The sequence below is a fragment of the Bacteroides sp. BFG-637 genome, assembly GCF_024793605.1.
GTDB lineage: Bacteria > Bacteroidota > Bacteroidia > Bacteroidales > Bacteroidaceae > Bacteroides > Bacteroides vicugnae.
In genome coordinates this window covers 959,468-984,313 of the sequence record NZ_JANUPD010000002.1, presented here as the reverse complement: position 1 = coordinate 984,313, position 24,846 = coordinate 959,468, and the positions used below count along the sequence as shown (strand labels likewise).

Annotated in this window: 35 protein-coding genes, 1 tRNA gene and 1 pseudogene; 31 read left to right on the top strand and 6 right to left on the bottom strand. The window is 41.4% G+C overall.

Annotated elements, in window-relative coordinates; all coding sequences use genetic code 11:
* Complete coding sequence (locus NXX38_RS04425) at window positions 1–855, top strand: DUF4886 domain-containing protein (RefSeq protein ID WP_258978659.1); 855 nt, start codon at window positions 1–3, stop codon at window positions 853–855.
* Window positions 856–1,001: 146 nt separating this feature from the next.
* On the opposite strand, the pseudogene NXX38_RS26685 reads toward NXX38_RS04425, so the two are convergent.
* The 3 genes and pseudogenes from NXX38_RS26685 to NXX38_RS04415 all read right to left on the bottom strand — a co-directional run.
* Window positions 1,002–1,277 (bottom strand): annotated as a pseudogene (locus NXX38_RS26685) (ATPase); the annotation flags it as partial.
* A gap of 271 nt (window positions 1,278–1,548) precedes the next feature.
* The gene (locus tag NXX38_RS04420) at window positions 1,549–2,559 is read right to left on the bottom strand and encodes a 2-oxoacid:ferredoxin oxidoreductase subunit beta (RefSeq protein WP_258978658.1); all 1,011 of its coding nucleotides are present in this window, start codon (window positions 2,557–2,559) and stop codon (window positions 1,549–1,551) included.
* Between the two features lie 3 nt (window positions 2,560–2,562).
* Window positions 2,563–4,413, bottom strand: coding sequence for a 2-oxoacid:acceptor oxidoreductase subunit alpha (locus NXX38_RS04415; RefSeq protein ID WP_217720947.1), 1,851 nt, complete (start codon window positions 4,411–4,413; stop codon window positions 2,563–2,565).
* Window positions 4,414–4,743: 330 nt separating this feature from the next.
* Here NXX38_RS04415 and NXX38_RS04410 point away from each other — a divergent pair.
* Together NXX38_RS04410 and NXX38_RS04405 are read left to right on the top strand one after the other, a co-directional pair.
* Window positions 4,744–4,815 (top strand) — tRNA-Arg (locus tag NXX38_RS04410).
* A gap of 106 nt (window positions 4,816–4,921) precedes the next feature.
* Window positions 4,922–6,244 (top strand): phage integrase SAM-like domain-containing protein, encoded by a 1,323-nt coding sequence (locus tag NXX38_RS04405; protein ID WP_032592285.1) that lies wholly within the window; start codon window positions 4,922–4,924, stop codon window positions 6,242–6,244.
* A 507-nt stretch (window positions 6,245–6,751) separates the two neighbouring features.
* Here the strand turns inward: NXX38_RS04405 and NXX38_RS04400 are convergent.
* The gene (locus NXX38_RS04400; RefSeq protein WP_008642475.1) at window positions 6,752–7,171 is read right to left on the bottom strand and encodes a hypothetical protein; all 420 of its coding nucleotides are present in this window, start codon (window positions 7,169–7,171) and stop codon (window positions 6,752–6,754) included.
* Between the two features lie 362 nt (window positions 7,172–7,533).
* On the opposite strand from NXX38_RS04400, the gene NXX38_RS04395 reads away from it, so the two are divergent.
* Window positions 7,534–7,776 carry a hypothetical protein gene (locus NXX38_RS04395; RefSeq protein ID WP_005655492.1) on the top strand — a complete coding sequence of 81 codons (243 nt, stop codon included), beginning with the start codon at window positions 7,534–7,536 and terminating at the stop codon, window positions 7,774–7,776.
* Window positions 7,777–7,940: 164 nt separating this feature from the next.
* Here the strand turns inward: NXX38_RS04395 and NXX38_RS04390 are convergent, their stop codons facing one another.
* Both NXX38_RS04390 and NXX38_RS04385 read right to left on the bottom strand, forming a co-directional pair.
* A complete protein-coding gene (locus NXX38_RS04390) occupies window positions 7,941–8,174 on the bottom strand; it encodes a hypothetical protein (protein ID WP_005650572.1) in 234 nt (77 codons plus the stop codon).
* 254 nt (window positions 8,175–8,428) lie between these two features.
* The gene (locus NXX38_RS04385; protein ID WP_005655487.1) at window positions 8,429–8,872 is read right to left on the bottom strand and encodes a helix-turn-helix transcriptional regulator; all 444 of its coding nucleotides are present in this window, start codon (window positions 8,870–8,872) and stop codon (window positions 8,429–8,431) included.
* A 144-nt stretch (window positions 8,873–9,016) separates the two neighbouring features.
* On the opposite strand from NXX38_RS04385, the gene NXX38_RS04380 reads away from it, so the two are divergent.
* From NXX38_RS04380 to NXX38_RS04250, 27 genes are all read left to right on the top strand, one after another.
* On the top strand, window positions 9,017–9,262 hold the full coding sequence (locus NXX38_RS04380) for a hypothetical protein (protein WP_005655486.1): 246 nt from the start codon (window positions 9,017–9,019) through the stop codon (window positions 9,260–9,262).
* Entirely contained in the window at window positions 9,259–9,810 is a 552-nt protein-coding gene (locus NXX38_RS04375; RefSeq protein WP_005655483.1) for a helix-turn-helix transcriptional regulator, read from the top strand. Before NXX38_RS04380 ends, NXX38_RS04375 begins: the two co-directional genes overlap by 4 nt.
* 14 nt (window positions 9,811–9,824) lie before the next feature.
* Complete coding sequence (locus NXX38_RS04370; protein ID WP_005655481.1) at window positions 9,825–10,037, top strand: hypothetical protein; 213 nt, start codon at window positions 9,825–9,827, stop codon at window positions 10,035–10,037.
* Between the two features lie 3 nt (window positions 10,038–10,040).
* A complete protein-coding gene (locus tag NXX38_RS04365) occupies window positions 10,041–10,325 on the top strand; it encodes a hypothetical protein (protein ID WP_005655479.1) in 285 nt (94 codons plus the stop codon).
* Between the two features lies 1 nt (window position 10,326).
* A complete protein-coding gene (locus tag NXX38_RS04360; protein WP_061437378.1) occupies window positions 10,327–12,288 on the top strand; it encodes a hypothetical protein in 1,962 nt (653 codons plus the stop codon).
* Between the two features lie 8 nt (window positions 12,289–12,296).
* Window positions 12,297–13,235, top strand: a complete 939-nt coding sequence (locus NXX38_RS04355; protein WP_005655476.1) for a recombinase RecT — start codon at window positions 12,297–12,299, stop codon at window positions 13,233–13,235.
* Between the two features lie 6 nt (window positions 13,236–13,241).
* Window positions 13,242–13,970, top strand: a complete 729-nt coding sequence (locus NXX38_RS04350; RefSeq protein ID WP_258978657.1) for an MBL fold metallo-hydrolase — start codon at window positions 13,242–13,244, stop codon at window positions 13,968–13,970.
* Between the two features lie 4 nt (window positions 13,971–13,974).
* Window positions 13,975–14,406 carry a hypothetical protein gene (locus tag NXX38_RS04345; RefSeq protein ID WP_005655471.1) on the top strand — a complete coding sequence of 144 codons (432 nt, stop codon included), beginning with the start codon at window positions 13,975–13,977 and terminating at the stop codon, window positions 14,404–14,406.
* Window positions 14,407–14,537: 131 nt separating this feature from the next.
* A complete protein-coding gene (locus NXX38_RS04340) occupies window positions 14,538–15,167 on the top strand; it encodes a hypothetical protein (RefSeq protein ID WP_258978656.1) in 630 nt (209 codons plus the stop codon).
* 43 nt (window positions 15,168–15,210) lie between these two features.
* A complete protein-coding gene (locus tag NXX38_RS04335) occupies window positions 15,211–15,645 on the top strand; it encodes a hypothetical protein (RefSeq protein ID WP_005655465.1) in 435 nt (144 codons plus the stop codon).
* Window positions 15,646–15,670: 25 nt separating this feature from the next.
* A complete protein-coding gene (locus NXX38_RS04330) occupies window positions 15,671–16,429 on the top strand; it encodes a hypothetical protein (protein ID WP_061437376.1) in 759 nt (252 codons plus the stop codon).
* A gap of 47 nt (window positions 16,430–16,476) precedes the next feature.
* Window positions 16,477–17,292 carry a hypothetical protein gene (locus tag NXX38_RS04325; RefSeq protein ID WP_061437375.1) on the top strand — a complete coding sequence of 272 codons (816 nt, stop codon included), beginning with the start codon at window positions 16,477–16,479 and terminating at the stop codon, window positions 17,290–17,292.
* A complete protein-coding gene (locus NXX38_RS04320; RefSeq protein WP_225665232.1) occupies window positions 17,213–17,872 on the top strand; it encodes an AAA family ATPase in 660 nt (219 codons plus the stop codon). The genes NXX38_RS04325 and NXX38_RS04320 overlap by 80 nt, the downstream gene beginning before the upstream one ends.
* Window positions 17,869–18,132 carry a hypothetical protein gene (locus NXX38_RS04315; protein ID WP_007219318.1) on the top strand — a complete coding sequence of 88 codons (264 nt, stop codon included), beginning with the start codon at window positions 17,869–17,871 and terminating at the stop codon, window positions 18,130–18,132. The genes NXX38_RS04320 and NXX38_RS04315 overlap by 4 nt, the downstream gene beginning before the upstream one ends.
* Before the next feature lie 7 nt (window positions 18,133–18,139).
* Window positions 18,140–18,610, top strand: a complete 471-nt coding sequence (locus NXX38_RS04310; RefSeq protein WP_061437374.1) for a hypothetical protein — start codon at window positions 18,140–18,142, stop codon at window positions 18,608–18,610.
* Window positions 18,611–18,614: 4 nt separating this feature from the next.
* Complete coding sequence (locus NXX38_RS04305) at window positions 18,615–18,989, top strand: hypothetical protein (RefSeq protein ID WP_138293650.1); 375 nt, start codon at window positions 18,615–18,617, stop codon at window positions 18,987–18,989.
* Entirely contained in the window at window positions 18,976–19,791 is an 816-nt protein-coding gene (locus NXX38_RS04300) for a ParB/RepB/Spo0J family partition protein (protein WP_061437372.1), read from the top strand. Before NXX38_RS04305 ends, NXX38_RS04300 begins: the two co-directional genes overlap by 14 nt.
* A gap of 2 nt (window positions 19,792–19,793) precedes the next feature.
* Window positions 19,794–19,949 carry a hypothetical protein gene (locus NXX38_RS04295; protein WP_178291726.1) on the top strand — a complete coding sequence of 52 codons (156 nt, stop codon included), beginning with the start codon at window positions 19,794–19,796 and terminating at the stop codon, window positions 19,947–19,949.
* 5 nt (window positions 19,950–19,954) lie between these two features.
* The gene (locus NXX38_RS04290) at window positions 19,955–20,131 is read left to right on the top strand and encodes a hypothetical protein (protein ID WP_171035764.1); all 177 of its coding nucleotides are present in this window, start codon (window positions 19,955–19,957) and stop codon (window positions 20,129–20,131) included.
* Between the two features lie 12 nt (window positions 20,132–20,143).
* Window positions 20,144–21,151, top strand: a complete 1,008-nt coding sequence (locus tag NXX38_RS04285) for a hypothetical protein (RefSeq protein ID WP_061437371.1) — start codon at window positions 20,144–20,146, stop codon at window positions 21,149–21,151.
* A 1-nt stretch (window position 21,152) separates the two neighbouring features.
* Entirely contained in the window at window positions 21,153–21,410 is a 258-nt protein-coding gene (locus tag NXX38_RS04280; RefSeq protein WP_061437370.1) for a hypothetical protein, read from the top strand.
* On the top strand, window positions 21,407–21,823 hold the full coding sequence (locus tag NXX38_RS04275; protein WP_061437369.1) for a hypothetical protein: 417 nt from the start codon (window positions 21,407–21,409) through the stop codon (window positions 21,821–21,823). Before NXX38_RS04280 ends, NXX38_RS04275 begins: the two co-directional genes overlap by 4 nt.
* Entirely contained in the window at window positions 21,823–22,263 is a 441-nt protein-coding gene (locus NXX38_RS04270; protein ID WP_005655451.1) for a hypothetical protein, read from the top strand. The genes NXX38_RS04275 and NXX38_RS04270 overlap by 1 nt, the downstream gene beginning before the upstream one ends.
* 138 nt (window positions 22,264–22,401) lie before the next feature.
* Entirely contained in the window at window positions 22,402–22,785 is a 384-nt protein-coding gene (locus NXX38_RS04265; RefSeq protein ID WP_229090476.1) for a hypothetical protein, read from the top strand.
* Window positions 22,775–23,890: a DUF4417 domain-containing protein gene (locus tag NXX38_RS04260; protein WP_061437367.1), complete on the top strand. Its 1,116-nt coding sequence runs from the start codon at window positions 22,775–22,777 to the stop codon at window positions 23,888–23,890. Before NXX38_RS04265 ends, NXX38_RS04260 begins: the two co-directional genes overlap by 11 nt.
* A 6-nt stretch (window positions 23,891–23,896) precedes the next feature.
* Window positions 23,897–24,502: a hypothetical protein gene (locus tag NXX38_RS04255; protein WP_005655448.1), complete on the top strand. Its 606-nt coding sequence runs from the start codon at window positions 23,897–23,899 to the stop codon at window positions 24,500–24,502.
* 32 nt (window positions 24,503–24,534) lie between these two features.
* The gene (locus NXX38_RS04250; RefSeq protein WP_005655447.1) at window positions 24,535–24,774 is read left to right on the top strand and encodes a hypothetical protein; all 240 of its coding nucleotides are present in this window, start codon (window positions 24,535–24,537) and stop codon (window positions 24,772–24,774) included.
* Window positions 24,775–24,846 lie beyond the last annotated feature (72 nt).

Genomic DNA, 24,846 nt, shown 5'->3' with positions numbered 1-24,846 from the left:
ATGAAGAAATATAAGATTGTAGTGATTTGTATGTGCATACTGCTCCTTCTTGCCGGAGGAGTGTATGCGCAGCAAAAAACGGTCAGGATACTTGCTATCGGCAACAGTTTCTCTCAGGATGCCGTGGAGCAATATCTGCATGAACTTGCCGAAGCCGAAGGCATTTCAACCATAATCGGCAATATGTTTATTGGCGGCTGTTCTCTAGAACGTCATGTGAAAAATGCCCGTGAAAATGCTCCTGCCTATGCCTACCGGAAAATCGGTACGCATGGAAAGAAAGGGGAAAAGGGCAAGATGTCTTTGGAAGCGGTGCTCGCAGATGAAGACTGGGATTACGTCAGCCTGCAACAGGCAAGTCCTTTTCGGGAATGTATGAGACGTATGGAAGCCTCTCTTCCCGAGCTCATAGAATATGTAAAAGCACGCCTTCCAAAGAAAACAAAGCTGATGCTGCACCAAACCTGGGCGTATGCGTCTACTTCCAAGCATAGTGGATTTAAAAACTACAACTGCAATCAACTGACCATGTATCAGGCAATTGCCGATGCTGTGAAGAAAGCGGCTAAGGTGAATAAGATAAAGATTGTCATCCCTTCGGGCACTGCCATACAAAATGCGCGCACCTCTTTCATCGGCGACCATCTGAATCGGGACGGCTATCATCTGGATGTGAAGATTGGGCGTTATACCGCTGCCTGTACCTGGTTCGAACGCATCTTCAAACACAATGTAGTCGGGAATCCTTATGCCCCGGAAGGGTTGGATGAGGCGAGGAAAGCTGTTGCCCAGAAAGCTGCCCATGCAGCAGTAAAGCATCCGTATAAGGTAACCGAGCTGTCTATTACTAACTAACAATGGACATTGCCGCCTGTCTTGTAGCAACCCCCATGGTATTATAGATGACTTGACTCAAATGTAAATGCAGCACACCAAAGGCGATTTGATTGCTCGTGGTAACCTAATGGTGTACTGCATTTATTTTTCGTATATCGTATGGTTTACTCCATTAAGAACTGGCGTATAGGACAATGACGTATGCCCTCATAGCTATTTCCGCTGAATGTATCTTCTGTTACCACTATTTTGGGATAGTTGTCCTGTATCTTTAGTAAGTTTCCAAATTCTCTTTCTGCTGTGTCGCCATCTATTTTTTAAGCGACCTGTATGTATAGTTTTTCTCCATTCTTTTCTCCGATAAAATCAATTTCCTTATCTCCGTAATAGCCAACCTTAATGTCGTAACCTTTGTATAAAAGGTGGTTATACACTAGATTTTAACAAAAGTATGCTTTCTTATAGGTATACACTTTGTTATACTAAATCCCGCATACAGAAAACTAAACTTTAGCTATTACGTATGCGGGATTTAGTACAACAAATGGTTTCATGGTATGAAACAAACCACGGCTTGTGGGGTGACGTCCAGCATGCTGTGGGATGACTGAAGATGACCTTTAAGCAAGCTTGAGGTGTATTTATAATGAAAGCTGGAGAAAGGGATGTTTTATCCTTCCTCCAGCTCTTTTATTATTGATGAGCAGTGAATTACTTCACTTCCCAAGTATCATTCGTCATCAACAGCTCCTGGAAATTATGATATTTCTTCTTGCCTTTGATTTCTTCAATCTGTCCAATTACAGCATCATTGTAGGTTGGAGCATCTACATCGCGGATCACACCGAGTGCAATCGGGAAATCAGGACCTTCCATTAACGCTAGTTTCAACTGAAGCGTATTATCTTGGCAGTGGGCATCGTGAATAAGAATATCTTTTTCTGTGATACCATTTTCACCAAGTTTCACCACTTTCAGTCCGAAACCTTCCTGCATCAATCCGAATTCCTTGTTTTCACCAAACAACATGGGTTTGCTATGTTCCAGATAGATAGCGTTCTTGGCACGTCCTTCTTTGGTGGCTACAGAAGCATGAGTGCCATCGTTGAAGATCACGCAGTTTTGCAGAACTTCTACAACAGAGGCGCCTTTGTGATTAGCAGCAGCTTTCAATACCTCTACAGAAGCGGCACCGTCTACTGCAATACAACGTGCAAAGAAATGTCCACGGGCACCAAAAGCAAGTTCTGCCGGATGGAATGGATCTTCTACGGTACCGTAAGGAGATGATTTCGTAACAAGTCCACGTTCCGAAGTCGGTGAATATTGTCCCTTTGTCAAACCGTAGATACGGTTGTTCAGCAGGATCATATTCAAATCGATGTTACGGCGTAATGCGTGGATGAAGTGGTTACCACCAATTGCCAGACCGTCACCGTCACCGGAAATTTGCCAGATTGTCAAATCAGGGTTGGCCACTTTTGCACCTGTTGCAACAGCAGCGGCACGTCCGTGAATCGTGTGGAAGCCATACGTATTTACATAGTAGGGCAGGCGGGAAGAACAACCGATACCGGAAATGACGGCAATATTGTGCGGAGCTACTCCCAATTCGGCCATAGCTTTGTGCAGTGAGTTCAGGAAAGCGTGGTCACCGCATCCCGGACACCAGCGAGGTTGGCCTGATTTATAATCTTGTACGGTATATACTTTATCGCTCATCTTTTATTCCTCCAATAATTTAGTGAATGCATCTATCAATTCTCTCGTAACGAAAGGTTGTCCTTTCACTTGGTTGAACTGGCTGATGTTCAATCCGGGTATCTTCATCCGTAAAAAACCTGCGAATTGTCCCAAATTCTGTTCAGCTACTACGATCTTCTTGTATTTACGCAATACATCGGCTGTATTCTTTGGCAGCGGGTTGATGTACTGGAAGTGTGCGAAAGCCACTTTCTTTCCATGATCGCGCATAAAGTCCATAGCCAGACGGAGATGACCATACGTGCCGCCCCAACCAACAATCAGTAAATCTGCATCTTCATCACCCAGTACTTCGAGTTCGGGGATATAGTCTGCAATCTTATCCACTTTAGCTTGGCGGAGATGAACCATCTTATTATGGTTTTCAGGTTCGGTAGAGATCGCACCTGTTTCATTGCTCTTTTCAAGACCACCGATGCGGTGCATGAATCCTTCAGTTCCCGGAATCGCCCAGTAACGTGCACCGGTTTCTTCATTGCGTTGGTATGGAGTCCAGTTACCAGCCATGTCCGGAGTCACGTATGGAGGATTGATGGCAGGATATTCGTTTAAGTTAGGAAGTTTCCAGGCAGCCGAGCCGTTAGCAACGAAAGCATCTGTCAGCAGTACAACCGGAGTCATGTGTTCCAGAGCAATCTTACATGCCATGTATGCGGCATCGAAACAGTTTGTCGGTGAAGTTGCGGCAATCACCGGCATCGGACTTTCACCATTGCGTCCGTAAAGTGCCTGCAATAAGTCTGTCTGTTCTGATTTAGTAGGCAAACCTGTTGACGGACCGCCACGTTGCACATTCACAATCACCAATGGAAGTTCGCCAATTACAGCAAGGTTCATAGCCTCACTTTTCAAACAAATACCGGGGCCGGAAGTAGTCGTTACAGCCAAAGCACCGGCAAAAGCGGCACCAACGGCAGAAGCACAACCTGCGATTTCATCTTCGCACTGTACGGTTTTTACTCCCAGTGATTTATGTTTAGCTAATTCGTGCAGAATATCAGTGGCCGGAGTGATAGGATAAGAACCCAGGTAGAGTTCCAGACCTGCTTTCTCGGCAGCAGCAATCAAGCCATAAGCCGTTGCTTTATTTCCGTTGATATCTGTATAAAGTCCTTTTGATTTCGGAGCTTTACTTTCAATTTTATAAGTAGAGACAGAAGCATGTGTGTTGGCACCATAGTTGAAACCATCGTTCAATACCTTAATATTAGCTTCTGCAATTTCGGGTTTCTTGGCGAATTTCTCACGCAACATTTTTTCAGCAGCGGCAAGGTTGCGGTTGAACAACCAGCAAACCAGTCCGAGTGCGAACATGTTCTTACAACGGAGTGCTGATTTATTGTCTAGTCCGGAGTCTTTCAGGCTCTCTTTACACATGGAAGAGATGGGAACTTCCAGCACTTCCTGTTTTATGCCTAATTCCTCAAAAGGATTGTCAGTCTTGAATTGTGCTTTTTCCAAATCTCTGGCTTCGAATGAGTCGGAGTCGGTAATGATAAGTCCTTGCGGTTTACAGAATTTGATTTGTGTTTTCAGTGCGGAAGGATTCATAGCCACTAATACGTGGCAACGGTCTCCGGGAGTGTAAACCTGTCCGGCACCGATGTGGACCTGAAAACCGGAAACACCGGTCAGTGAACCTTGCGGGGCGCGGATGTCTGCCGGGTAGTCGGGGAATGTACAGATGTCATTTCCTACCGTAGCCGACACGTTCGAGAAGATGTTGCCGGCCAGCTGCATACCGTCGCCGGAGTCGCCGGAGAAACGTACTACTACTTCCTCCAATTCTTTAACCATCATTTCGTCTGCCATAACTTTAATTACTATATTTAATTTAAAAACTGATTTTACTTTCAATTTGTGAGCGCAAAGGTCGGAAAGTTAATCGAATTATCAAAATAAATCGAACTTTATTGTCCTATTGACGCCAATTATTTGAAATATCTGAAAGGAACCTGTATTTTTATTCTTGTTAAATCGACAGAAACCGTTATCTTTGCAAGCAAATTTGAAGCGGCCTTGTAGTTCAACGGATAGAATAGAAGTTTCCTAAACGTATGTTCTTCCAAACAATGCAAAGGTAGTAAAATTTAGATTTATAGTAAATAAGAAAAGGAAGTTATAACGATAATTATTACATAAGGCTCTGTAGTTCAACGGATAGAACAAGAATTTCCTAAATTTTAGATAGGGGTTCGATTCCCCTCGGAGCTACTTTTCAAGTCCATTCCATTACGGGGTGGACTTCTTTTTTACAGCATTTACAGCAAAAAATAGGTATATTTGCGGATAAAAGTTCTACTATAGTTCTACAAAGATTATGGCTACATTCAAAGCAGAGGTGTACGCTCACCAAAAAAGGGCTGACGGCACATATAATATAAAGATAAGGGTTATACACCAAAAGAGGAAAAAGTACATCCCGACCACTTACTACGTGACAAAGGATGATTTGACACGCACGACTTTCAAATTGAAAAGCCAAAAGTACATAGATGCCACCGATGATATGATAAAGAAATACCGTTCCATTTGTGACCGCATGGGGGAACGGCTTAAATCCATGACCGTTGAGCAGGTGGTAGATGCAATCACTAACGACAATGGGGAACACTTCGATTTGGATATAGTGGCTTATGCCCGTCAATACATATTGCACTTAAAGGAAACCGGGCATACAGGCAATGCGCTTTCTTACCAAGTAGCTATTAACAACCTTGTACGCTTTGTTGGCAGGGATAGCGTGAGCATAAAAGAAATCACGGTTAAGTTTATCAATGATTGGATAAAGTGGATAAAAGAGAATCCGGCACGTTCCAAACCCGAAGCCAATCACGGAGAAAGGGCACAGAGCCTATATATATCCCAGCTAAGAGCCATACACAACCGAGCAAAGAAAGAGTTTAACGATGAGGATGCCGGGCTGATACGCATTCCCTATTCTCCTTTTAAGAGGGTGGAAATTCCCAAAGTTCCAGTTACAAGAAAAAGGGCTATTTCTACGGATTTACTTCGTAAATTTTCGGAGCTGCCTTATTCTTTGATTATGCAACCGGGGACAAACAGGTACAATCTCGCAAAGGATGTCTTTCTTTTGAGTTTCTGCCTAATCGGAATGAATGCGGTAGATTTGTACACTTGTACGGATTTGAAGAAAGGACGAATTACATACCAACGGACAAAAACAAAGAATCGGAGAGCCGACAAAGCGGAAATATCTGTGAGGATAGAGCCTGAACTAAAAGCCCTTATGAAAAAATATAAAGACCATACCGGGCAAAGGGTCTTTAATTTCTACAAGCTGTATTCAAGCGTGGATAGCTTTACGGCTGCAATTAACAAGGGTTTGAAAAAGATTGGTGATGATTTGGGAATAGATGATTTGGAGTTTTACGCAGCACGCCATACATGGGCAACCATTGCAAGCAATGAAGCCGGAGTAGATAAATACACCGTTCACACAGCTCTTAACCACGTGGACGAAAATATGAGAGTGACGGATATTTATATTGCGAAATCGTGGGACAGCATAGATGCTGCCAACCGTAAGGTATTGGATTATGTCAAGCTATCTTTGGATGATGTAACAGAAAAGAAGTATATACCCAAAAATAAGCGTGTTTTGCCTAAGCAAAATTTGTAAGCTGTTATAGTTCAGTGATTTACAAGCCTATTTTTGCTTAGGCAAAATTTTAATAGGTGTTTATCTATCCTCTAAATCTGTATTATCTCTGATAATCAGATAGTTGCAGATTTTGCCTAAGCAAATTGCCTAAGCAAAATGATTTTGCCTAAGCAAAAATTATAATATTCTGATAATCAAATAAATAGTTGTTTTTAAGCCTAAAAATAGCGTTTTGCCTAAGCAAAATTTGCAAATGATTGAAATACAGTGTGTTATAAGCGTTATTTTGCCTAAGCAAAAATATAGCCTTTTTCGTTTGCCTAAGCAAAATTTGTAAGCTGTTATAGTTCAGTGATTTACAAGCCTATTTTTGCTTAGGCAAAATTTTATGCAAGTTATAAGGGGTAATATATACTAATATATAATATTATATAGTTAATTAAGAGTAAATATATGAAATAGGGGTGTGGGGGAAGAACAAAAAAAGGCACTTATGGAAGTGCCGTAATTTTACTTTGGTAGATTCTATTTTGTTTCTACGCTAATTATGTCCGATATATCTTTGTTGAAATGATAAGTGCAATTAGTAATTGCATATCCCCCATAGGAGTTTTTGGCTCTATATCTATGGGAAATCTCCCAAGCTAAAGTATCGTATGGATTTATACCCTTGTTTTCAAACATAGCTTTGATTTGTTCTAATTTTGAGTTAATGCTATCTGTTGGGAACTCTCCATCCGTTGCTCTTTTAACGGTTTCCACTAATGCTTTAGACATAGGTGTGACTATTCCTATTTTCCCCATATCCATACACTCATAACTATCAGGGTCTTTTAAATTATTCTCCAAATACCTATTTATTAGTTTCTCAGCTTTACGTTGCGGAGTGTCGCTATTACATCCTGTTATCAAAGCTATCAGGCAAAGCATTAGCAAAGTTTTCATAAGTGTGTATTTAACGGTTGTACTTAGCAAGCTACTGTAATACACACGAAAGCGTGGGATTACTCCGAGGATTAAGAGGTACGACCAAGCACCTAACAGCCCATACAAGAGTAATGCCCACGCAAAGCGCAGGCATTAGCAAATTGTCTGAGGGCTGTTTCTGAAATTTGGTCGTTTTCTTAATCCCTACAACAATAGCCAATGCTATTTAGTGATATTTTAATTCAGCAGCAAATATAGTGTATTATTTGTTATAAAAATAGTCTTGCAGTGTTATATTTATAATGACGTATCAAAAATATATAGGTTTTTGTTTCCAAATAAGCGGGGATTTTGTACCTTTGTAGAAAATAGTAGTTTATATGGGTAATTGGAGCGTACAACAAGAAGCTAAGAAAGAAGTCAAGGAGAAAGATAAAGTGAGGCGTGAAAAACTTGCTGGATTCTTTTTTAACTTGGCGCAGCTCACATTTGCGGGTTTGGTTCTTGGTGGAATAACTCCGATATATGCCAATGTGGAAGCTGGTATAAACTGGTATGTTTTGACAGCAGGGAGTGTTTGGACTATAATGCTTGCTAAAGTAGGAAATACAATTTTAAAATAATAGATATGGAAATGTTAGGAGCTATCTTTACCGTTGGAATAGTTGTGACGGGTGCATTTATGATTTGGCTAAGAACAAAATCTGGCAAGAAATGGCTTGCTAATTTGTGATATGGAATATTTGTAAGAAATAGCCCCATGCAGACTAATAATGTTTGCGTGGGGCTATTTTTGTTCTTCAAACATTCTTCCAAATCCAGTAAGCAGCCATTTGGCACTTACTCCATACTCCTTAACCATAGGATACAACCAAGATAATTGAAACCATCCACGCTCCAAGTCTTTTCTTTGCGCAATAAAATTTCTTCTATCTATGTTGTTGAGCCTACAGTATGTATTTACTCCTCTTATTTTCTTCATGGCTATAATGGCATCCAGCGCACTATAGAACCTTTCCATTATTTGCTTGCTTATAACGGTATTCATTGCGATATATGGCTCTTCAAGTTCTCTATATCGGATTTTAGCAACTCCAATTCACCTGTAGGCTCATTGGTTATTATAGCCGTAGTAATAGCGTTGGATATTTCCCTTTGCGCATCTAATACCCTATCGGGGTTTACCCGGTTAATTAAAAGAACTTCTTTGTAGAGGTTTATAACCATTCTGTAATACTTTTCCATATCAATACTTTCTTTGCTTTAAACCAAACACTATACGGCATTGGCACATCCGGCAGGATTCTCCATTTGGGCACTTCCCTTTTTAAGTTCCTCTATTTCGTTTTGCAATCTGCCTATCAATCTATTCAACCGTTCTATTTCCTTATCTTTTTCTACTAACATTCCATAAGGTGCAATCAGCTTGTCATTCATCATCTTTACGACTTGTCTTGAAAAAGCGTCAGCACCAGCAAACATGAAATCTTCGGGAGTGACTTCTTTTAATATCGTATTTTGCTTTGGTGATATATCCGAATAATACTTTGAAATATCACCGAATTTAGACTGCAATATATCCAATTTCTCTTTTGAGATTGGTTTAATTCCGTTTTCTATATTTGAAATATAGTTCTGTTTGCACATTAATAGCTCTGCTAACTCCTTTTGAGTAAGTTTTCTATCAATTCTAAAACTCTTTAAATCAAATCGTTGCATATAAATGGAATATTTTTAATAGAAAATATATCCAAAAAGTTTTGTTATATTCGGATATATAGCCTATATTTGTTGCGTAATTAAATAAATGACATTACAAATATAGCCAAAAAGCGTGTTTGTAGAACATATAAATTAGAGAAAATGAAAAAAGTAACCCAAAAAGACTATCAGTCTTTTATTCAGATTTACAAAGGATTGCCTGAAAGGAGTGCTGTAAAAGCTCCAAAAACTGAGTTCGTGGAGGAAATAGCGGCTCTGTGTATGTGTAGTACCAAGACGGTACGAATGTGGATTCATGGCGTACAAAAGCCGGATGCCCTCAAACAAAAGATGATTAGTGATAAACTGGGCGTTCCAGCCGATATTTTATTTCCTGTTACAGAATGAAAGCTATAGAGTTCTACACAACCCCGGAGGGTGAAGTTACTATGCGCCCTATCGGAGAAGCCGAAAGGCAGTTGAAAGAAACTGATACCGACTTTATCCAAGCTTTCTTGGCTATACTGAGGGAGTTTTATCCCGAAGCATACGATGCGCTTATGGATATATACTCTAAAAATTCAAACAACAAGAGGTATCGGGATTTCATAGCGGTGCGTAGATTCATTAAATGCAACTTCGGTCTGTATGACAACATGATTGATGTAGATGAGAATTGGAACTTTAATTTTGAGTTTGTAGGTTGTCCATTACGTGGAGAATGCAAACATGATAAAGTTATTTGCGCTCCTAAATTCAACTCTAAGTTGTCCGATAGGCAAATAGAAGTTATGCGAATGCTCTATGATGGGAAAAACGATTCAGAAATAGCCGAAAAGCTGTTTATCTCTTTAAATACCGTGAACAACCATAGAAAAAACAGTTTCCGAAAGGTTGGAGTACATTCAATGGCTGAATTTATGCGGTATGCTATGACTAACAATCTTTTCAAATAACAAATGCAACACCGATGAAAGGAGAAACTTTAGCAAACCTTATCCAATGTGGCGTTACGCTACTTCTTGGCATTATTGCCCTTGCTGGGGCATTGTTCTGTAATGCCTCATTTCACTTCTTTACCACTATGGCTTGTTTTTGGCTGGCATGGGTTTTCTATACCGACAATGAGTATGGGATAGTAAGTGTTAGAGAATATTTTAAGAACCGCTACAAAAAGGACTGACTTATGGCAATTCAGATGGAACTATACGAGTTAAAGAATCTCTGTATGGAAATGGCTTCTTTGGGTGCTGCCAACTATGTAAAACAGACTATCCCGGCAAAAGACCTCATTTCACAACGTGAAGCATACAGATTGTTTCAAGAGTGCCGGGTGAAACGCTGGCAAAAAGACGGCAGAGTTTCTACTATCCGTGGCGGTAGCTCTATACATTCCAAAGTATTGTATTCACGTGCCGAACTTATGGCAGTGGATAAATCAGAGAAAATCAACTCTATAATTAATAAGTGATATGCGAACAATCAAATTAAAATCATTATCCCTTGTGAATTTTAAGGGAATCAGAAGCCTAAATATCGGTTTCTCCGATGCGGAAACGCTGGTTGCTGGAGAAAATGGTACGGGCAAAACAACTGTGTTCGATTCATTCCTTTGGCTTCTTTTTGGAAAAGACAGTACGGGACGGTCGGATAGTAATTTCAACATTAAAACGTTGGATTCGGACGGCAAGCCTATTTTGCACCTTGAACACTCCGTTACTGGTGTACTATCAGTGGATGGCAAGACGGTAACACTGCAACGCTGCTATGTGGAAAACTGGGTCAAGCCACGTGGAACTACGGAAGAAAGCCTAAAGAATCATGCAACAGAGTTCTATTTGAACGGTGTTAAGTTGGCTACCAAAAAGGAGTATGATAGTGAAGTAGCTGCCATCATCCCGGAAGATGTTTTCCGAATGATAACCAACCCTTTCTACTTTACATCAATGAAGCCGGAAGCGCAAAAAGAAATCCTTTTGGATATGGTAGGAACGCTTACCGACCAAGACGTAGCGCAGACCAAGCCCGAATATTTGGAGTTGCTGGCTCAGTTGTCCGGCAGGAGCATCGCCCAATACGCCAAAGAGGTAGCCGCCAAGAAAAAGGCTTGCAAAGATGAATTGTCAGTTATTCCCTCTCAGATAGAAACGGCTCGTAAACTTATGCCGGAGGAAGAGGATTGGGTAGCCATTGATAGTGAGATTGAGGATAAAAATGCCCGTATTCAGCAGATAGAGGAACAAATTGCCGACAAATCAAAGCTGAATGAGCAGGAATATCAACGTAAGGCTTTTATCCAAAAGCAAATAGGTGAAAAACGCCTACAACTCAATAGTAGAATGAATGAAATCGCTACAGAAGCTAACAAAGGGCGCAATGAGGCATCTTTGAAGCTGAACGAATTGGAATATTCGTTGCGTACTGAAAAAGCCTCTTTAGACAGAAAAAGGCAATCGGTTGCGGCTATGGATATTGAGATAGAAAAGCTTAATACCAAATTGTCCGCATTGCGTGGTGAATTTTCATTTATCAGCAAGGAGGAACTTACCTATAATGAGGGTGAATTTATTTGCCCCACTTGCAAACGTCCTTTGGAAATTGAGGATATAGAAGCCAAGCAGCGTGAAATGCAAGCCAACTTTAACGCTAATAAGGCGGCACGTCTGAAAGCGAATAAAGAGGCTGGCATGGCTAAAAAGCAACGGCTTGAAGAAATGCAAGGGCTTAAAGACCGTACCAATGCCGAAATCGAGGAGCTGGAACAAAAGATAGAGCGTATCAATGCCGATATTCAACAAGCAAAGGCTTCTATCCCCGAGGCGCAAAACGTGGAAGCAATGATAGCATCCGACCGAACTTGCATTGACATCAAGAACGAGATTGTAGAACTTGAAAATCAGCTCAAAGTGGATGCAAAGATTGTGGACGTGTCGGAACTGCAATCGGAGAAAAGAACTTTGAATGAAGCCGTGCAAGGTTTATATAAGCGTTTGGCAAACCGTGAACAAATCGGCAGGGCTGAAAAGGAAATCGCTTCTTTGGAAGAAAAGCGCATTGCCAACAATCAAAAGTTGGCAGACCTTGAAAAATGGGAGTTTACGGCACTCCAATTCCAAAAGGATAAGGATGCGGAGCTGTTGAAACGCATTAACGGAATGTTCAGATATGTATCATTCTCCTTTGTGAACGAACAACTGAACGGAGGCGAAAAACTTACGTGTGTATGCACTGTGAACGGTACACCTTTCCTTGACGTGAACAATGCCGGACAAATCAATGCCGGAATAGATATAATCAATGCCATTTGCACGGCAAAGGGGGTATCTGCACCGATTTTCGTTGATAATGCGGAAAGCGTGAATCAAATAATCCCATCACTCAGTCAGATTATCCGGCTGGTGGTAACTACGGACAAAGAACTAACCATTAAATAATTGCGATTATGACACAGCAAGCGACTACAACCATACAACAGGCTGCAAATGGTGGGCAGGTAGCTACTCAAAGAAAGCCTGTAGATATTCTTAAAAGCATGATGAATGCCGAAAGCGTACAAGAACAATTCAAAAATGCGCTTGGTAAAAATTCGGCAACATTCGTAGCCTCTGTAATTGACCTATACAACGGAGATAGCAATCTGCAACTCTGTAATCCTAAACAGGTGGTAATGGAAGCACTCAAAGCTGCCACGTTACATTTGCCAATAAACAAGGCTTTGGGCTATGCTTTCATTATCCCGTTCAAAAACTCCAAAAAGGATGAAAAGGGCAACTGGATTAAAGTGTATGAGCCGACTTTTCAAATGGGCTATAAGGGTTATATTCAGCTTGCCATGCGCACGGGACAATACCGTACCATCAATGCGGATGTGGTGTATGATGGTGAGTTGCGCAAGGTAAACAAACTGACTGGGGAAATAGCCTTTGACGGTGAAAGGAAAAGCGATAAGGTGATAGGCTATTTCTGTTACTTTGAACTTATGAACGGCTTTAGCAAGACTTTGTACATGACAGTGGAGCAAATGGCAAACCATGCAAAGCGATACAGTAAAGCCATCACAAGCGATAAGGATGTAACGGTTGAAAAGTTGCTGAATTTGGCTAATTTGCCCGTTTCTCCCGATAGCAACAAGGTTGGTTGGATGGGTAACTTTCACGGAATGGCACAAAAAACCGTTATCCGTAATTTACTGAGTAAATATGGCTATTTGTCCGTAGAAATGCAAAATGCCATCACCAATGACTACGAGGGTGACGAAACTTCACAGCGTGAAATATTGACCGACAATTACGCAAACAAACAGTTGATTGATGCGGAAGATGTTAGCTTTGAAAGCGTGTCAAGCGAGCAACAAATGGAAACTATTGACCCCGGATATTGATAGCGTATGAAACTGATTGTTCTTGGTTCAAGTAGTAGCGGAAACTGTTACATTTTGGATAACGGTAAGGAGGCTTTGATTATAGAGGCAGGCATCCGTTTCCAAGAAGTCAAGAAAGCGTTGGATTTCAATCTGAGAAAAGTTGTAGGGTGTGTGGTAACACACGCCCACAACGACCACGCCAAATATATTAAGGCAATGGTGGATAGTGGATTTCACACGTTGGCATTACGGGAGGTATGGACTGCAAAGGGCGTTTGGGATTCCCGTTCTTTGGTGGTTAAAGAGGGCAAAGGCTATAAGATGGGTAATTTTAAGGTACTTCCTTTTCCTGCTTGCCATGATGTGCCATGTGTCGGCTATCTGATAGACCACCCCGATATGGGAAAGATGGTATTTCTTACCGATAGCTGTATGTGCGAATATCAGTTCAAGGGGCTTAACCATGTGCTGATAGAGTGCAATTACTCTGATAAGAAGCTCATTGAGGCGATTACAGCCGGGCGCACGTTGCCCTCACAGCGTGAACGTCTGCTTACCTCACACATGGAGCTTACTACGTGCAAGGTTTTTTTGGAAGCAAACGACTTATCCCATGTTTCGGAAATCGTGCTTTTACACCTTTCCGAGAATAATAGCGATGAGCCTTATTTCATATCGGAAGTGGAAAGGCATACGGGGAAAGTGGTTTATGCGGCAAAGCCGGGTTTAACGATTGATTTAGATAGAACATAAGGATATGGCTAAACTCCAAGTAGAAAAGAGAAACGGGTTATTTGATTTGAAGCCTCTGTACGAATGGATGCGTAACGCTTTGGATGGTATCTATAGGATAGAGGTTAAGAAAGTCAGAAAACCACGTTCTTTAGACCAAAACGGGTGGTTGTTCGGGTGTATTTACCCTATCCTTTTAGATGCTCTTTTAGAAGCTGGTTGGGAGTTCGTTTCAGTGGAACAAGTGCATGAGTTTTTTAAGGCTCAAATGACGGCTGACAAAGTGGTAAACAAGCACACGGGGGAGATTGTAGAGTTCCCATGTTCTACAGCCACTATGGATACGGTGACATTTTCCACCTATTGCGAAAAACTGAGGGAGTACGCCAAAGAGTTTCTGAATGTGGATATTCCCGACCCGGATAAATATTGGAGAAGCCATGAAAAGAATACCTAACAGCGTGGTATCTGAGCTGATACGCTTAGTGCCCATTTTGATAGCAAATATTCCACCCGGACAAAGTACGAGAGTGGATAACGCAATAAGATTAACAAAAAAGATTATTAACAAATTAAAAACATTGAAAGATGAAAGTAGAAATTGAAGAAAGCAAGTTGCAAACAGCTTATGCAAATGCTTGTGATGGAATTAAGGATTTTATGGAAAGCCTGTTTGGAAAGAAAGTGTTTGAGGCTGCAAAGCCCACGTTGGACGATTACAAGACTATCCGCACGTATGAGGATGCTTGTGTGGCGTTAAAACAAGATGCAATAAGAGTGGATAGTGTGAATGGAGATACTACCATAGTTTTAACCAATGGAGGTGATAGGGTAAATATGCCATCCCATATTGTTGCTCTTATGAAATTAGAAACTATTAGTCGGGCTTTGTGGGGTAGAAATTTCCAACCAAAGCCGGATGGAGAGGGAAGCAAAGTGTATTGGTATCCGTGGTTTGCTTTGTATACTAAGAAAGAAATTAATGATATGTATCCCGAACAAAGAGGTGCCCTTTTGTCTGCTTATGCGTCTTATGGTGCGCCTGCGGGTTTCGGTTATCTGCATGCGTATAATCGTTCCTCGTATGCGGCTGCGTACCTTGGGTTCCGCTTGTGCCAAGAAACGGAAGAAAAGGCTAAGTATTTCGGGCAGCAATTCATTGAACTTTGGGCTGAATATTTGAAATTCAACTTTACCGTTGGAAATCGTTTGAAATAAAAGTGTGTTTATTAAACATATTATTAACTAAAAACAAGGTGAAATGAAAGACATCATGTTAGCCGATACCCCGGTGGAACAAAGGGCACAGATTCTACGTGATAGCTGCGACCAAATTGTAGAGCGTAGCTATACACGCAAATTCGACCAAGAAGAAATCAACGAAAGGAGGGCAGACCTCGCTAACGTGGCGATTCAAAAAGCAGATTTGGAACAATCATTAGCGGAAATCAGAGCCGATTACAAAGGCAAAATCAAGCCTTTGGAGGAACGCATAGTTAAACTCCGTGACGAACTGAAAGCCGGGGGCGATTGGATTAAGGGCGACTGTTTCAAGTTTGTAGATGAGGAAGAAAAAATGGTTGGCTTCTACAGCCCGGAGGGTTATTTGCTGGAACAACGCCCCATGACACAAGACGAAAGGCAGCGTAACGTGTTCCGTGCTATCCGTGCGGATAAAACGGGTACAGACGATTAAGTATTAATAATTAAAACATTTCAAAATGGAAAATCAAGAAAAAGGATTAACCGTGAACATCGGTGAGTACAAGGGTGAAAAACCTATCGAAGTAGTGTACAGAATTGGTAATGCTCCTAAAGCATTGGACGAATTGCCCATTAAGCAACCGGAAAGTATTTCTGTATCAGGTGTTATCAGAACTCCGTTAGATTGGTTGGAAAAGCGTATTGACACCATCGACCAAAAACGTGCGAATATTAAGGTAAACCGTGAGAAAATGAGTATCACGCTTACCGTGAATGAGGATGATTATTACACCAAAAACACCTTTGTAGGTACGGTGGAATTATCGGAAGTCTTTTCAAAGTTCGGTATCAATGACGGAGAATGTGGCTGGATTCCAGCTAAACTGGGGCAGTTCCTGCGTTTGAATCGTGGCGTATTCATGCAAAAAGAGGATTGTATGAAGCTCGTTTCGGTATTAAAGAACTTCACGGCTAACGCCAAGACTGAAATTCAGAAACAGCGTGACCCGTCCGGCTCTATGGCTGAGGTGTACCGTTCACAAGTAGAAAGTAATTTGCCCAAGAGTTTCACGATAAACATCGCCATTTTCAAGGGAACTGCAAAAACACCTATTGAAGTTGAGTTCGACCACTATCTTTCTAATGGTGATGTGTTGTTGCAACTTGTTTCGCCCGGTGCTAACGAACTGGCAGAGGACTACAGAGATAAGTGTATTGACGAGGTGTTAGACGGCATTCGTACCATTGCCCCGGACATTGCTATTCTTGAAATCTAAATACTATATCGTGGGGGAGAAATCCCCCACTTATAACAGCTCATAATATGGCTAATAAAAAAATCATACCGCCTATGCCTTTCGATGCCACCGCTTGGTTATCCAACAATGCGGCTATGAGGTTGTCATTTGCTTGTAAGGGCTTGTGGTTGGATATGCTTTGCTGTATGTGGGTGAGTATAGAGCGTGGGGTTATGCTGAAACCTATTGGCGGTGCGTACACGGTTGATGAATTAGAAGCTCTCTACGGAAGTGGAACAAAGGAGCTGATAGAATCATTGATTAACGCTGAATTATTGTCTGTAAGGAATGATGGGGCTTTGTACAACGCTGATATGGTTAAGATGGAATCAATACGGGTAAAACGGTCTGAGGCTGGGAAAAAAGGTGGAGTAACTATGGGTAAACGGATATTAGCCAAAGTTGATGCGCTTGTGGAAACGCCACCGATAGAAATGCCACATACACCTTCCCCAACGGCTGAAACACAACAAGGGGCGCAAGCAGACCTATTTCCCGATGATTTGCCGGAGAATCCACCGCCACTGACTGATGAACAACAGCGGAAGATTGCAAAAGCCAAGAAGTACAATTATGCTGATTACGTTACTTTGACACGTGATGAATACACAAAATTATGTACCGAATATGGCGAAGAAGCCGCTAAAGCGATGATTGATATTCTCAACAATTACAAAGGTTCTAAGGGTAAGAAGTATAAATCCGATTACCTGACTATTAGGGGCTGGGTAAAAGATAAGTATTACGAAAATATGAATAGATATGGACAACAAACTGGTACAACGGCTGCAACAGATATTGGCAAACCAAGCGCAAAGAGGACTTTTAGGGACACGCTTTAAGATTGAGAAGTTTCCCGAACAAGACATAGCGGAAATGCTAAGGATGTGTTATCAGTCAGAAGTTGAGCGCAGAAACATGAAGTATGTTTCGGATGAAGCCACGTTGGAAAAGATAGGCAAAGCGGCTAAGTTCCTTTGCGGAAACGGAAAGTTCGGCTTGCTTCTGTATGGTACGGTAGGAAGTGGTAAAACCACGCTTGCAAAGGCGATATGCAATATTATAGGTATCTTGTACAATAGTGATTTATCTTCCGAAAGAAAGGGAGTGTACCGCATATCAGCTCTGAACCTTGCCAAGTCAATAGCCGATGACCCGACTTATTTCAACAAGCTAAAGAATCAAGAACTTTTGTTTATTGATGATGTGGGCACTGAACCAGCAAGCGTGAAAAGTTGGGGCAACGAGTTTTCCCCGGTTACTGAATTAATCTATGCCCGATATGACAGGCAGCTATTCACTATAGCCACTTCCAATTTGGCAGATGAGGAATTTGGCGACAGGTACGGAGAGCGTATTGCTGATAGAATGGAAGAAATGTTTGAACGGCTGCACTACAGCCAAAAAAGCTATCGAAAATGAGATTTGCGCTCAGAAACAAAACAAAGCTCATTAATGCTTTCGGTGAAGCGTATTACAACGAACTTATTGCAAGCATTAATAGCTTTCAATCTAACTACACGCCCGATTGCCATTATTGGAACGAGGCGATACAAAAAGAAATGCTGGATATGCCAAGTAGTACCCACCCGGATAAGACATTTTCGTTTGCCATTGTGAGCGAAATGTGGGATGTGATAACGCTTGCTTATTATTCAGCGAGTAATACACCAAGTAAATAATAAAGCTATGCAACACCAAAAATCAGAAAAGAAAAAAGTGGTTGTGACCTTATGCCGTGTATTCCCGGTTACACATTCTTTGGCTGGAAAGCCTACAGAGTTTGAGGGCAAACTAAAAGAGCATAAAAAGATACATACTATACGCTACAATAAAAATGGCGTGTGGGATAAGAGATATAAAGATATTGCATCCGGTAAAAAATATCTTTCAGTGCGTGAATGGACGGGCAGACCGTACAACTCAGAGCAACGGGAATTTGCCCAGTATGAGAAGATAGGTTTACAGCATATTACTATGACCTATGGAAGCGATGATGCCGTACCCCAAGTATGGATTGACAATAAGAAAGTCCCCGTTGAAGTTGTGGCAAAGAATGACGGTTTGAGCGTTGAAAATTTTGTAGAGTGGTTCTTTGGGAACTCCAAAAGCAATGTGTTTGAGGGTGTTATCGTACATTTTTCTTCGTTCAGATATTAAGCCTATGAAAACAGATTTAGGAAAGCCTCAATATTTGGAATATCTCACTTATCTGGATTGTAAAAAGCGGACGAAAAAACAAGTGGGATTGTGTGATAAAGACAAAAACGATGAGGTTTTAGTGCGTACTATCCTTGCTAATAGTAGTATAGTGGAGCATGAAAACGAACGTTCATATAGTCGTGTTTATGATGCCGTAGATTTGATTTGCAAACAACTTTGTCCCGGGCAATGGTGTACCCGAAGCCACTGCCAACATTATAGTTCAAGTAGTGCATGGAATTGCGCAAAAACACGTCCTGCGGTATGTAAAATATATAAGAAATATATTGAAAAACAGAAAATTAACAGGGAAAGAAGTAATTATGGGAACGAATAAAACAAAAAATACAGACCTCTTTTTGATTGACCCCCGTAATATCGTGGTTGTGGACGGCTTCAATGTAAGACGTGATTTTGACCTTGACGAACTGAAAGAGCAAATAAAGGCAAAGGGTGTCTTAAATCCTCTGACGGTTATAGCTTTTAAGGATGATGAGGGCAACGAGAAATACAAATTAGTGGATGGTGAACGTAGATACAGGGCTACCATGTTGGCTATATCCGAGGGTGCGGATATTCCTTATGTTCGTGCCATGAAAGCCCGAAAGGACGCTTCTACTGAAGAATTGTATATTCAACAGATGATGCGTAACGAGGGTAAGAAATTTACCGAATACGAGTGCGCTATCATGTTCAGACGTTTCAAAGAAGAATTTGGATATAGCCAAGTTGAGATAGCGGATAAGTTCAAGAAAAGCCCGGCTTTCATAAGCAAATGCCTTTCCTTGTTGGATTTGCCCCCGTACATTCAAGAAAGGATTATGAAAGGGGAATTGTCGGTTAAGGCAGCTAAGGAGATTGCCGCCAATTATGGCAGTGAGAAAGAACAGGTAAAGGCTGCAAAGTCGGCTGTGGATAACGCCAAAGAAAACGGTAGGAATACAGCTACCAATAAGGAGGTTCTTAATTCTCTGAAAGATTCTAAAGAAGCAAAAGCCATTGCGGAAGCTCTGAGAAAGGTTTGGGCTTATTTGGATGGTGAGGTTATCGTGGACGTGGATAAGCTGGCAAGGCTACTGGATAAGACGGAAAGCCTTAGCCAAGCGATGAGAGAATACAAGAAAGGGGGCATAAAATGAAAATGAGAAAACAGAAAAAGCAAATTCCTGCGGATTTCCGCAAGAATTTGTATGAGAATTACAAAGCCAATATGACTTTCTACGGTAAACCAATTCTCCCGTACAAACAATGGCTGAAAGAGGTGTTTAACACTAAATTACCTTGTTGTGGTAAATAGATGGCATGAAAACGCTGATGATTGACATAATGCTGAATGACCGCTTTTATGCGGCTTTCAGATACAGGTATTGCCCGGCTTTCAAATTCGATATTGAGGATATGACTAACAAAGTTTATGAGCGATACCCCACCCTGCGAAAAATGGCTATGAATGGCGAAAAAGTAGTATTTGCATTTTAATGATTTGAAGATATGGAAATTAAAAAGAAGATAGTAGTGCCTACGGGCGAAATATATACCGCTATAGGTGAAAAGGGAATGTTGGAGTTCCTTACGGTTGGAGATTATGGTAAGAACGCTAATATCAAAGCGGACTTTTTGGGGATTACCCGTGATTTGAACGGTGTACCCAATGGCGAGCCGATGCCTCTTACTGAAAAATGGGTGATTACCATTTCCACACAGTACGGTTGCTCTATGGGCTGCAAGTTCTGCGATGTTCCAAAAGTGGGTATTGGGAGAAATGCCACTTTTAATGATTTGAAAGGAGAAGTGCTAACGGCTATCAAGCAACACCCGGAAGTGAAGCACACGAACCGCCTAAACATACATTATGCACGTATGGGAGAGCCTACATGGAACGAAAATGTGTTGCTTCATGCAATCAGTATAAAGAAAGACATAGAGCCGTTTATAGGCGATTCTTTGGTACACCCGGTTATAAGTACAATGCTGCCAAAGAGAAATAAGAAGCTGGTTGAGTTCTTACATAAGTGGTGTTACATAAAGAACGAGTTTTATAAGGGTGATGCCGGACTTCAATTCTCCATCAATACAACGAATGATGAAGAAAGAAATTATCTGTTTTCGGGTAGTTCGCTTTCACTTGGTGAAATATCAGAAATTGGAAAATCGCTGCCTATGCCTGTTGGCAGGAAATATGCCTTAAACTTTGCTTTGGCAGATGATACACATATAGACGGCAAGTGTTTGAGAGAGCTTTTCAACCCCGATAAATTTATGTGTAAGATTACCCCATTGCACCGAACAAATAGCTGTGATGAGAACGATTTGCACACAAGTGGAGGCTATGAGCTGTTTACCCCATATAAAGCCGTGGAGGAAGATTTGAAAGGCAACGGATTCGATGTTATTGTGTTTGTCCCCTCTTATGATGAAGATAACGGGCTTATCACGTGTGGAAACGCTATCCTATCCGGGAAAGTTCCTACTTCAAGTTACCAAGAAACAATATACTGATATGGCTAAAATAGTAGATAACCCCAAAAGGTTTAAGGTGATTGAGTTGAGCCGAAACGAGTTGGCTAAAATTGGCGGTATTGGTATTTGCGATAGATGTAACGGTACTTCTAATACTGGCTATTATGTAGCCGTGCTAAATTGCTGGTTTTGTCCTAAATGCTACAATGAATGGTACGGATGCGCCACTCATTACCCGGAAGATATAAATATAGAAAATAAGAATTTTGAGTATTATAAAAATTTATTTGACCTATGAGCAAAGAAGAATTGCAAGCAAAATTGGCGAAAGCCAACGAAGAGAACAAAGGTATGGTGGTTTACCCTGAATACTTCAAGAAGAAAAAGAAGCGTATGCGCCCCGACTTCATAAAGAAGCTGGAAGAAACTGCAAAAGCGGATTTTACCGATGTGGATGATTACGGAGTGTATAAAGTTGGTTCTTTCCTCTATAAGAATGCCTTTGTAACCATATCTAAAGAGGATGGGCTATGGACGTTGCACGTGATAAGTGAAGCCCCGATAGGTTTGCCGCTCATTAAAGAGGTGAGGTACAAATATCTGCCTAATAACCTTATGATGGCTCAGATTTTCGGAGATAGAGCCGAAGCAAACGAGATTAAGGGCGTTATTCTGTATCAGATTCCCAATGGAGAAATGGAGGCTGAATAATGATTTATGTAGGGATTGATACGGGTGTAAATACCGGGTTCGCTGTTTGGGATAGCAAGCAGCGTTCCCTACTTCAAGTATGCTCTTTGCCTATACATAAAGCGATGGAGCGTGTACGTTCCTTGTATGATGAGTATAAGGCTGGTATAGGTGACAAAGTGATTGTAAGGGTGGAAGACCCCCGGCAAAGAACGTGGTTCGGAACGGAGCGTATGAGCCGTGAAATGGAACGTAAGAAGTTGCAAGGTGTAGGCTCTGTGAAACGGGATGCCTCTATATGGGATGATTATCTAAAAGAGTTGGGCGTGGAGTATGAAATGGTTGCCCCGAAACGCAATGTAACCAAGCTGACACAAGAACGGTTTAAGGCTTTGACTGGATGGCAAAAACAGACAAATGAGCATGGACGTGATGGTGCAATGTTGGTTTATGGCTTTTAGTATTCTTTTTACGGTTAAATATGTGTTTGATAAACGCATATTTAGTATATTTGCAATATGATTCACCAAGTAAACAAATAAGCTATGGGTATGTATATTCTTATCGGATTAACGCTGTTTTTTTTAGCCTTGTTGCTCATGTCTGAGTATATAGGTAGGAACTTTTGGAGGTTTGCCCCAAAAGAGCATTTGAAGCAAGGGGAAAAGATACACGTTTATATCAATGGCAAATACGATAGGCACGCAACCATTACGAGCGTGTCCGATGATTCGGTTAGTATCTATGGTGCGGTGGCATTGCCCGTTGATTACCGGGGTTCTTTCTATGCTATTGGCAAAGATTCCGTAGGTGCAAAGCTGGTATATGTAAAGTACCGCAGGCGTTACCGTTTTGTGAAGCTCTGTGAACTTTTTAGAAAGGGCTTCTGTGTAGAAGATGATGAGGAACAATTAATGCCGGATTCCCATTCTTCGGAGAATGACGAAATCAAAGACGAAACGGAGGTTGAGAATGAAATGTAGTGAGATTACATACAAGAAAGTTTCGGAGCTGGTTTTGTTGCCTGAAAATCCCCGTACCATTACGAAGAATGACTTTGAAAGGCTGGTGGATTCCATAAAGATAAACGGCTTTTGGAAACACCGACCTTTGGCGGTTATGGAGCGTGACGGTAAACTGGTGGTATTGGCAGGAAACCAACGCTTGAAGGCTGCAAGAAAGCTGAAACTTGCCGATGTGCCCGTTATTCTTTATTCGGAACTGACCCCGGATGAGGAAAAGGATATTATTCTGAGGGATAATATCAACAATGGCGATTGGGCTTACAATGCCTTACAAATGGATGAGTTTTGGAAAGATGTAGATTTCGGCTTTATTGGGCTTGATTTTCCATCTGATGATGAGAAGCCCGGAAAGGGTAAGAAGAAAGCGGTTAAAGAGGCAGAGGAAACGGAAGCCGACCAAAGCGCAGAGGAAGAAATGGACGATGAGGAACAAAGCGAGGAAGAAGCCGAAAAGGAATCTTTCTACCGTTCCATGTTTAAGGACGTTCTTTATGAAAGCGATAACGTCTTTGAAATTCCCAATCTCTTATTGGATATGCAAGCTGGAAAGGTAGAATTGCCTTTATCTCCGTGGGGTGCTAACAGCCGTTTGCGTAAAGATGTGGCGACATATCATTTCTATGTGGACGATTATCGCTTTGAGGCTCTTTTCAAAGACCCGATAAATTTACTCACAAGCGGATGCAAGGCGGTGGTAGAGCCGAATTGTAGTTGCCACGACCAAACGCCTGTAGCGTGGGGCATTCAGCTTATCTACAAGAAACGTTGGCTTTCTCGTTACTTCCAAGAATGCGGAATCAAGGTTTATGCAGACTTGAATGTTTCTCACAAGTTTATTGAGTACAACAAAATGGGTATTCCCAAAGGATATAATGCTTTCTTTACCCGTGGGCTGGACGGTTGGATGGAAAGCCTTAAATCTGATTTGCAAGTAGCCCAAGAAATAAGCGGGCTTGAAAAACCAAACCTTATCGTTTATGGTGGGGGTACGGAAATTCAGAAGTTCTGCCGTGAACATGGGCTGTTGTACGTCACAGATTTTATTAACGCAAAAAAGAAGTAAAGTATTATGGGACGAAATTCAAGTGGAACACGTGGAGGACTGCAACCGGGTGATGCAACATATAAAGGCTCTGTTGGTAAGCCTGAGCCTTTGGTAAACATGAAAGACCCGGCTCTGTATAAGGCAACCAAAGAAGCTATTTCACGCTATCATTCCGTACTTGGTGTAAGGCAAAAGAATGTAAAGTTGGCAGAACTATCGGCTGGCACTTATGGCGTACACGTTACGGCTAATGGGAAGTCAGAGGGTGTTTACCTTAACAAAAAGCATTTCATGCAAACGAAAAAAGCTGTGGAAGCCTCACACAAGAGAGGCTATGCGAGTGGGTGGAGTACGAAAACCAACAAAGCGGTAGCCCATACCGTAACGCATGAGTTGGCGCACGCTACATGGAATGCAAATATGACAGGGGCAAACCAAAAAGCGGCTGGAAAGGAAGTGAATAAATTATTTAAGTCTTGGAAGAAAGACAATAAGAAATCCGGGTATGGAAAGTATGCGGAAACCAATGTGTCGGAGTTCTGGGCTGAAACCGTTACTAAAGCGATACATGGTAAAAGTGATAAATATACCAAGAAAGTAAAGGAAATCTGCAAGAAATACAAACTATAGAGGTATTTTTGCTTAAATTAATTCAATGCAACATGGAGAAGATAGAATTAACCGCTGATGAGATTAAGGTAATCAAGCAGCAATTAAATGGTGAAATCGAGGTTTGGAATGCTGATGATTATCAGCAAAAGCATCTCACTTCGGTAATTGACAAGGCAAACGCCCTTTTGGAGGAATTGGATGCCTACGATGAAATGATAGACGAAAAGGGCGGTGATACCATCCTTTGGTTTTGGGATAAGTACAAGGCACAAGAGAGTATCATAGAATAATTAACCGGGTAAAGGGAATCGGACGGTATCACGCTATCCGATTTTCTTTACTTTGTAAGTGTGTTTATAGAA

Excerpts from the sequence above, each read along its gene's own strand:
- NXX38_RS04425 (WP_258978659.1), top strand. The coding sequence starts at position 1 with ATGAAGAAATATAAGATTGTAGTGATTTGTATGTGCATACTGCTCCTT.
- NXX38_RS04420 (WP_258978658.1), bottom strand. The coding sequence starts at position 2,559 with ATGAGCGATAAAGTATATACCGTACAAGATTATAAATCAGGCCAACCT.
- NXX38_RS04415 (WP_217720947.1), bottom strand. The coding sequence starts at position 4,413 with ATGGCAGACGAAATGATGGTTAAAGAATTGGAGGAAGTAGTAGTACGT.
- NXX38_RS04405 (WP_032592285.1), top strand. The coding sequence starts at position 4,922 with ATGGCTACATTCAAAGCAGAGGTGTACGCTCACCAAAAAAGGGCTGAC.
- NXX38_RS04400 (WP_008642475.1), bottom strand. The coding sequence starts at position 7,171 with ATGAAAACTTTGCTAATGCTTTGCCTGATAGCTTTGATAACAGGATGT.
- NXX38_RS04395 (WP_005655492.1), top strand. The coding sequence starts at position 7,534 with ATGGGTAATTGGAGCGTACAACAAGAAGCTAAGAAAGAAGTCAAGGAG.
- NXX38_RS04390 (WP_005650572.1), bottom strand. The coding sequence starts at position 8,174 with ATGGAAAGGTTCTATAGTGCGCTGGATGCCATTATAGCCATGAAGAAA.
- NXX38_RS04385 (WP_005655487.1), bottom strand. The coding sequence starts at position 8,872 with ATGCAACGATTTGATTTAAAGAGTTTTAGAATTGATAGAAAACTTACT.
- NXX38_RS04380 (WP_005655486.1), top strand. The coding sequence starts at position 9,017 with ATGAAAAAAGTAACCCAAAAAGACTATCAGTCTTTTATTCAGATTTAC.
- NXX38_RS04375 (WP_005655483.1), top strand. The coding sequence starts at position 9,259 with ATGAAAGCTATAGAGTTCTACACAACCCCGGAGGGTGAAGTTACTATG.
- NXX38_RS04370 (WP_005655481.1), top strand. The coding sequence starts at position 9,825 with ATGAAAGGAGAAACTTTAGCAAACCTTATCCAATGTGGCGTTACGCTA.
- NXX38_RS04365 (WP_005655479.1), top strand. The coding sequence starts at position 10,041 with ATGGCAATTCAGATGGAACTATACGAGTTAAAGAATCTCTGTATGGAA.
- NXX38_RS04360 (WP_061437378.1), top strand. The coding sequence starts at position 10,327 with ATGCGAACAATCAAATTAAAATCATTATCCCTTGTGAATTTTAAGGGA.
- NXX38_RS04355 (WP_005655476.1), top strand. The coding sequence starts at position 12,297 with ATGACACAGCAAGCGACTACAACCATACAACAGGCTGCAAATGGTGGG.
- NXX38_RS04350 (WP_258978657.1), top strand. The coding sequence starts at position 13,242 with ATGAAACTGATTGTTCTTGGTTCAAGTAGTAGCGGAAACTGTTACATT.
- NXX38_RS04345 (WP_005655471.1), top strand. The coding sequence starts at position 13,975 with ATGGCTAAACTCCAAGTAGAAAAGAGAAACGGGTTATTTGATTTGAAG.
- NXX38_RS04340 (WP_258978656.1), top strand. The coding sequence starts at position 14,538 with ATGAAAGTAGAAATTGAAGAAAGCAAGTTGCAAACAGCTTATGCAAAT.
- NXX38_RS04335 (WP_005655465.1), top strand. The coding sequence starts at position 15,211 with ATGAAAGACATCATGTTAGCCGATACCCCGGTGGAACAAAGGGCACAG.
- NXX38_RS04330 (WP_061437376.1), top strand. The coding sequence starts at position 15,671 with ATGGAAAATCAAGAAAAAGGATTAACCGTGAACATCGGTGAGTACAAG.
- NXX38_RS04325 (WP_061437375.1), top strand. The coding sequence starts at position 16,477 with ATGGCTAATAAAAAAATCATACCGCCTATGCCTTTCGATGCCACCGCT.
- NXX38_RS04320 (WP_225665232.1), top strand. The coding sequence starts at position 17,213 with ATGGACAACAAACTGGTACAACGGCTGCAACAGATATTGGCAAACCAA.
- NXX38_RS04315 (WP_007219318.1), top strand. The coding sequence starts at position 17,869 with ATGAGATTTGCGCTCAGAAACAAAACAAAGCTCATTAATGCTTTCGGT.
- NXX38_RS04310 (WP_061437374.1), top strand. The coding sequence starts at position 18,140 with ATGCAACACCAAAAATCAGAAAAGAAAAAAGTGGTTGTGACCTTATGC.
- NXX38_RS04305 (WP_138293650.1), top strand. The coding sequence starts at position 18,615 with ATGAAAACAGATTTAGGAAAGCCTCAATATTTGGAATATCTCACTTAT.
- NXX38_RS04300 (WP_061437372.1), top strand. The coding sequence starts at position 18,976 with ATGGGAACGAATAAAACAAAAAATACAGACCTCTTTTTGATTGACCCC.
- NXX38_RS04295 (WP_178291726.1), top strand. The coding sequence starts at position 19,794 with ATGAGAAAACAGAAAAAGCAAATTCCTGCGGATTTCCGCAAGAATTTG.
- NXX38_RS04290 (WP_171035764.1), top strand. The coding sequence starts at position 19,955 with ATGAAAACGCTGATGATTGACATAATGCTGAATGACCGCTTTTATGCG.
- NXX38_RS04285 (WP_061437371.1), top strand. The coding sequence starts at position 20,144 with ATGGAAATTAAAAAGAAGATAGTAGTGCCTACGGGCGAAATATATACC.
- NXX38_RS04280 (WP_061437370.1), top strand. The coding sequence starts at position 21,153 with ATGGCTAAAATAGTAGATAACCCCAAAAGGTTTAAGGTGATTGAGTTG.
- NXX38_RS04275 (WP_061437369.1), top strand. The coding sequence starts at position 21,407 with ATGAGCAAAGAAGAATTGCAAGCAAAATTGGCGAAAGCCAACGAAGAG.
- NXX38_RS04270 (WP_005655451.1), top strand. The coding sequence starts at position 21,823 with ATGATTTATGTAGGGATTGATACGGGTGTAAATACCGGGTTCGCTGTT.
- NXX38_RS04265 (WP_229090476.1), top strand. The coding sequence starts at position 22,402 with ATGTCTGAGTATATAGGTAGGAACTTTTGGAGGTTTGCCCCAAAAGAG.
- NXX38_RS04260 (WP_061437367.1), top strand. The coding sequence starts at position 22,775 with ATGAAATGTAGTGAGATTACATACAAGAAAGTTTCGGAGCTGGTTTTG.
- NXX38_RS04255 (WP_005655448.1), top strand. The coding sequence starts at position 23,897 with ATGGGACGAAATTCAAGTGGAACACGTGGAGGACTGCAACCGGGTGAT.
- NXX38_RS04250 (WP_005655447.1), top strand. The coding sequence starts at position 24,535 with ATGGAGAAGATAGAATTAACCGCTGATGAGATTAAGGTAATCAAGCAG.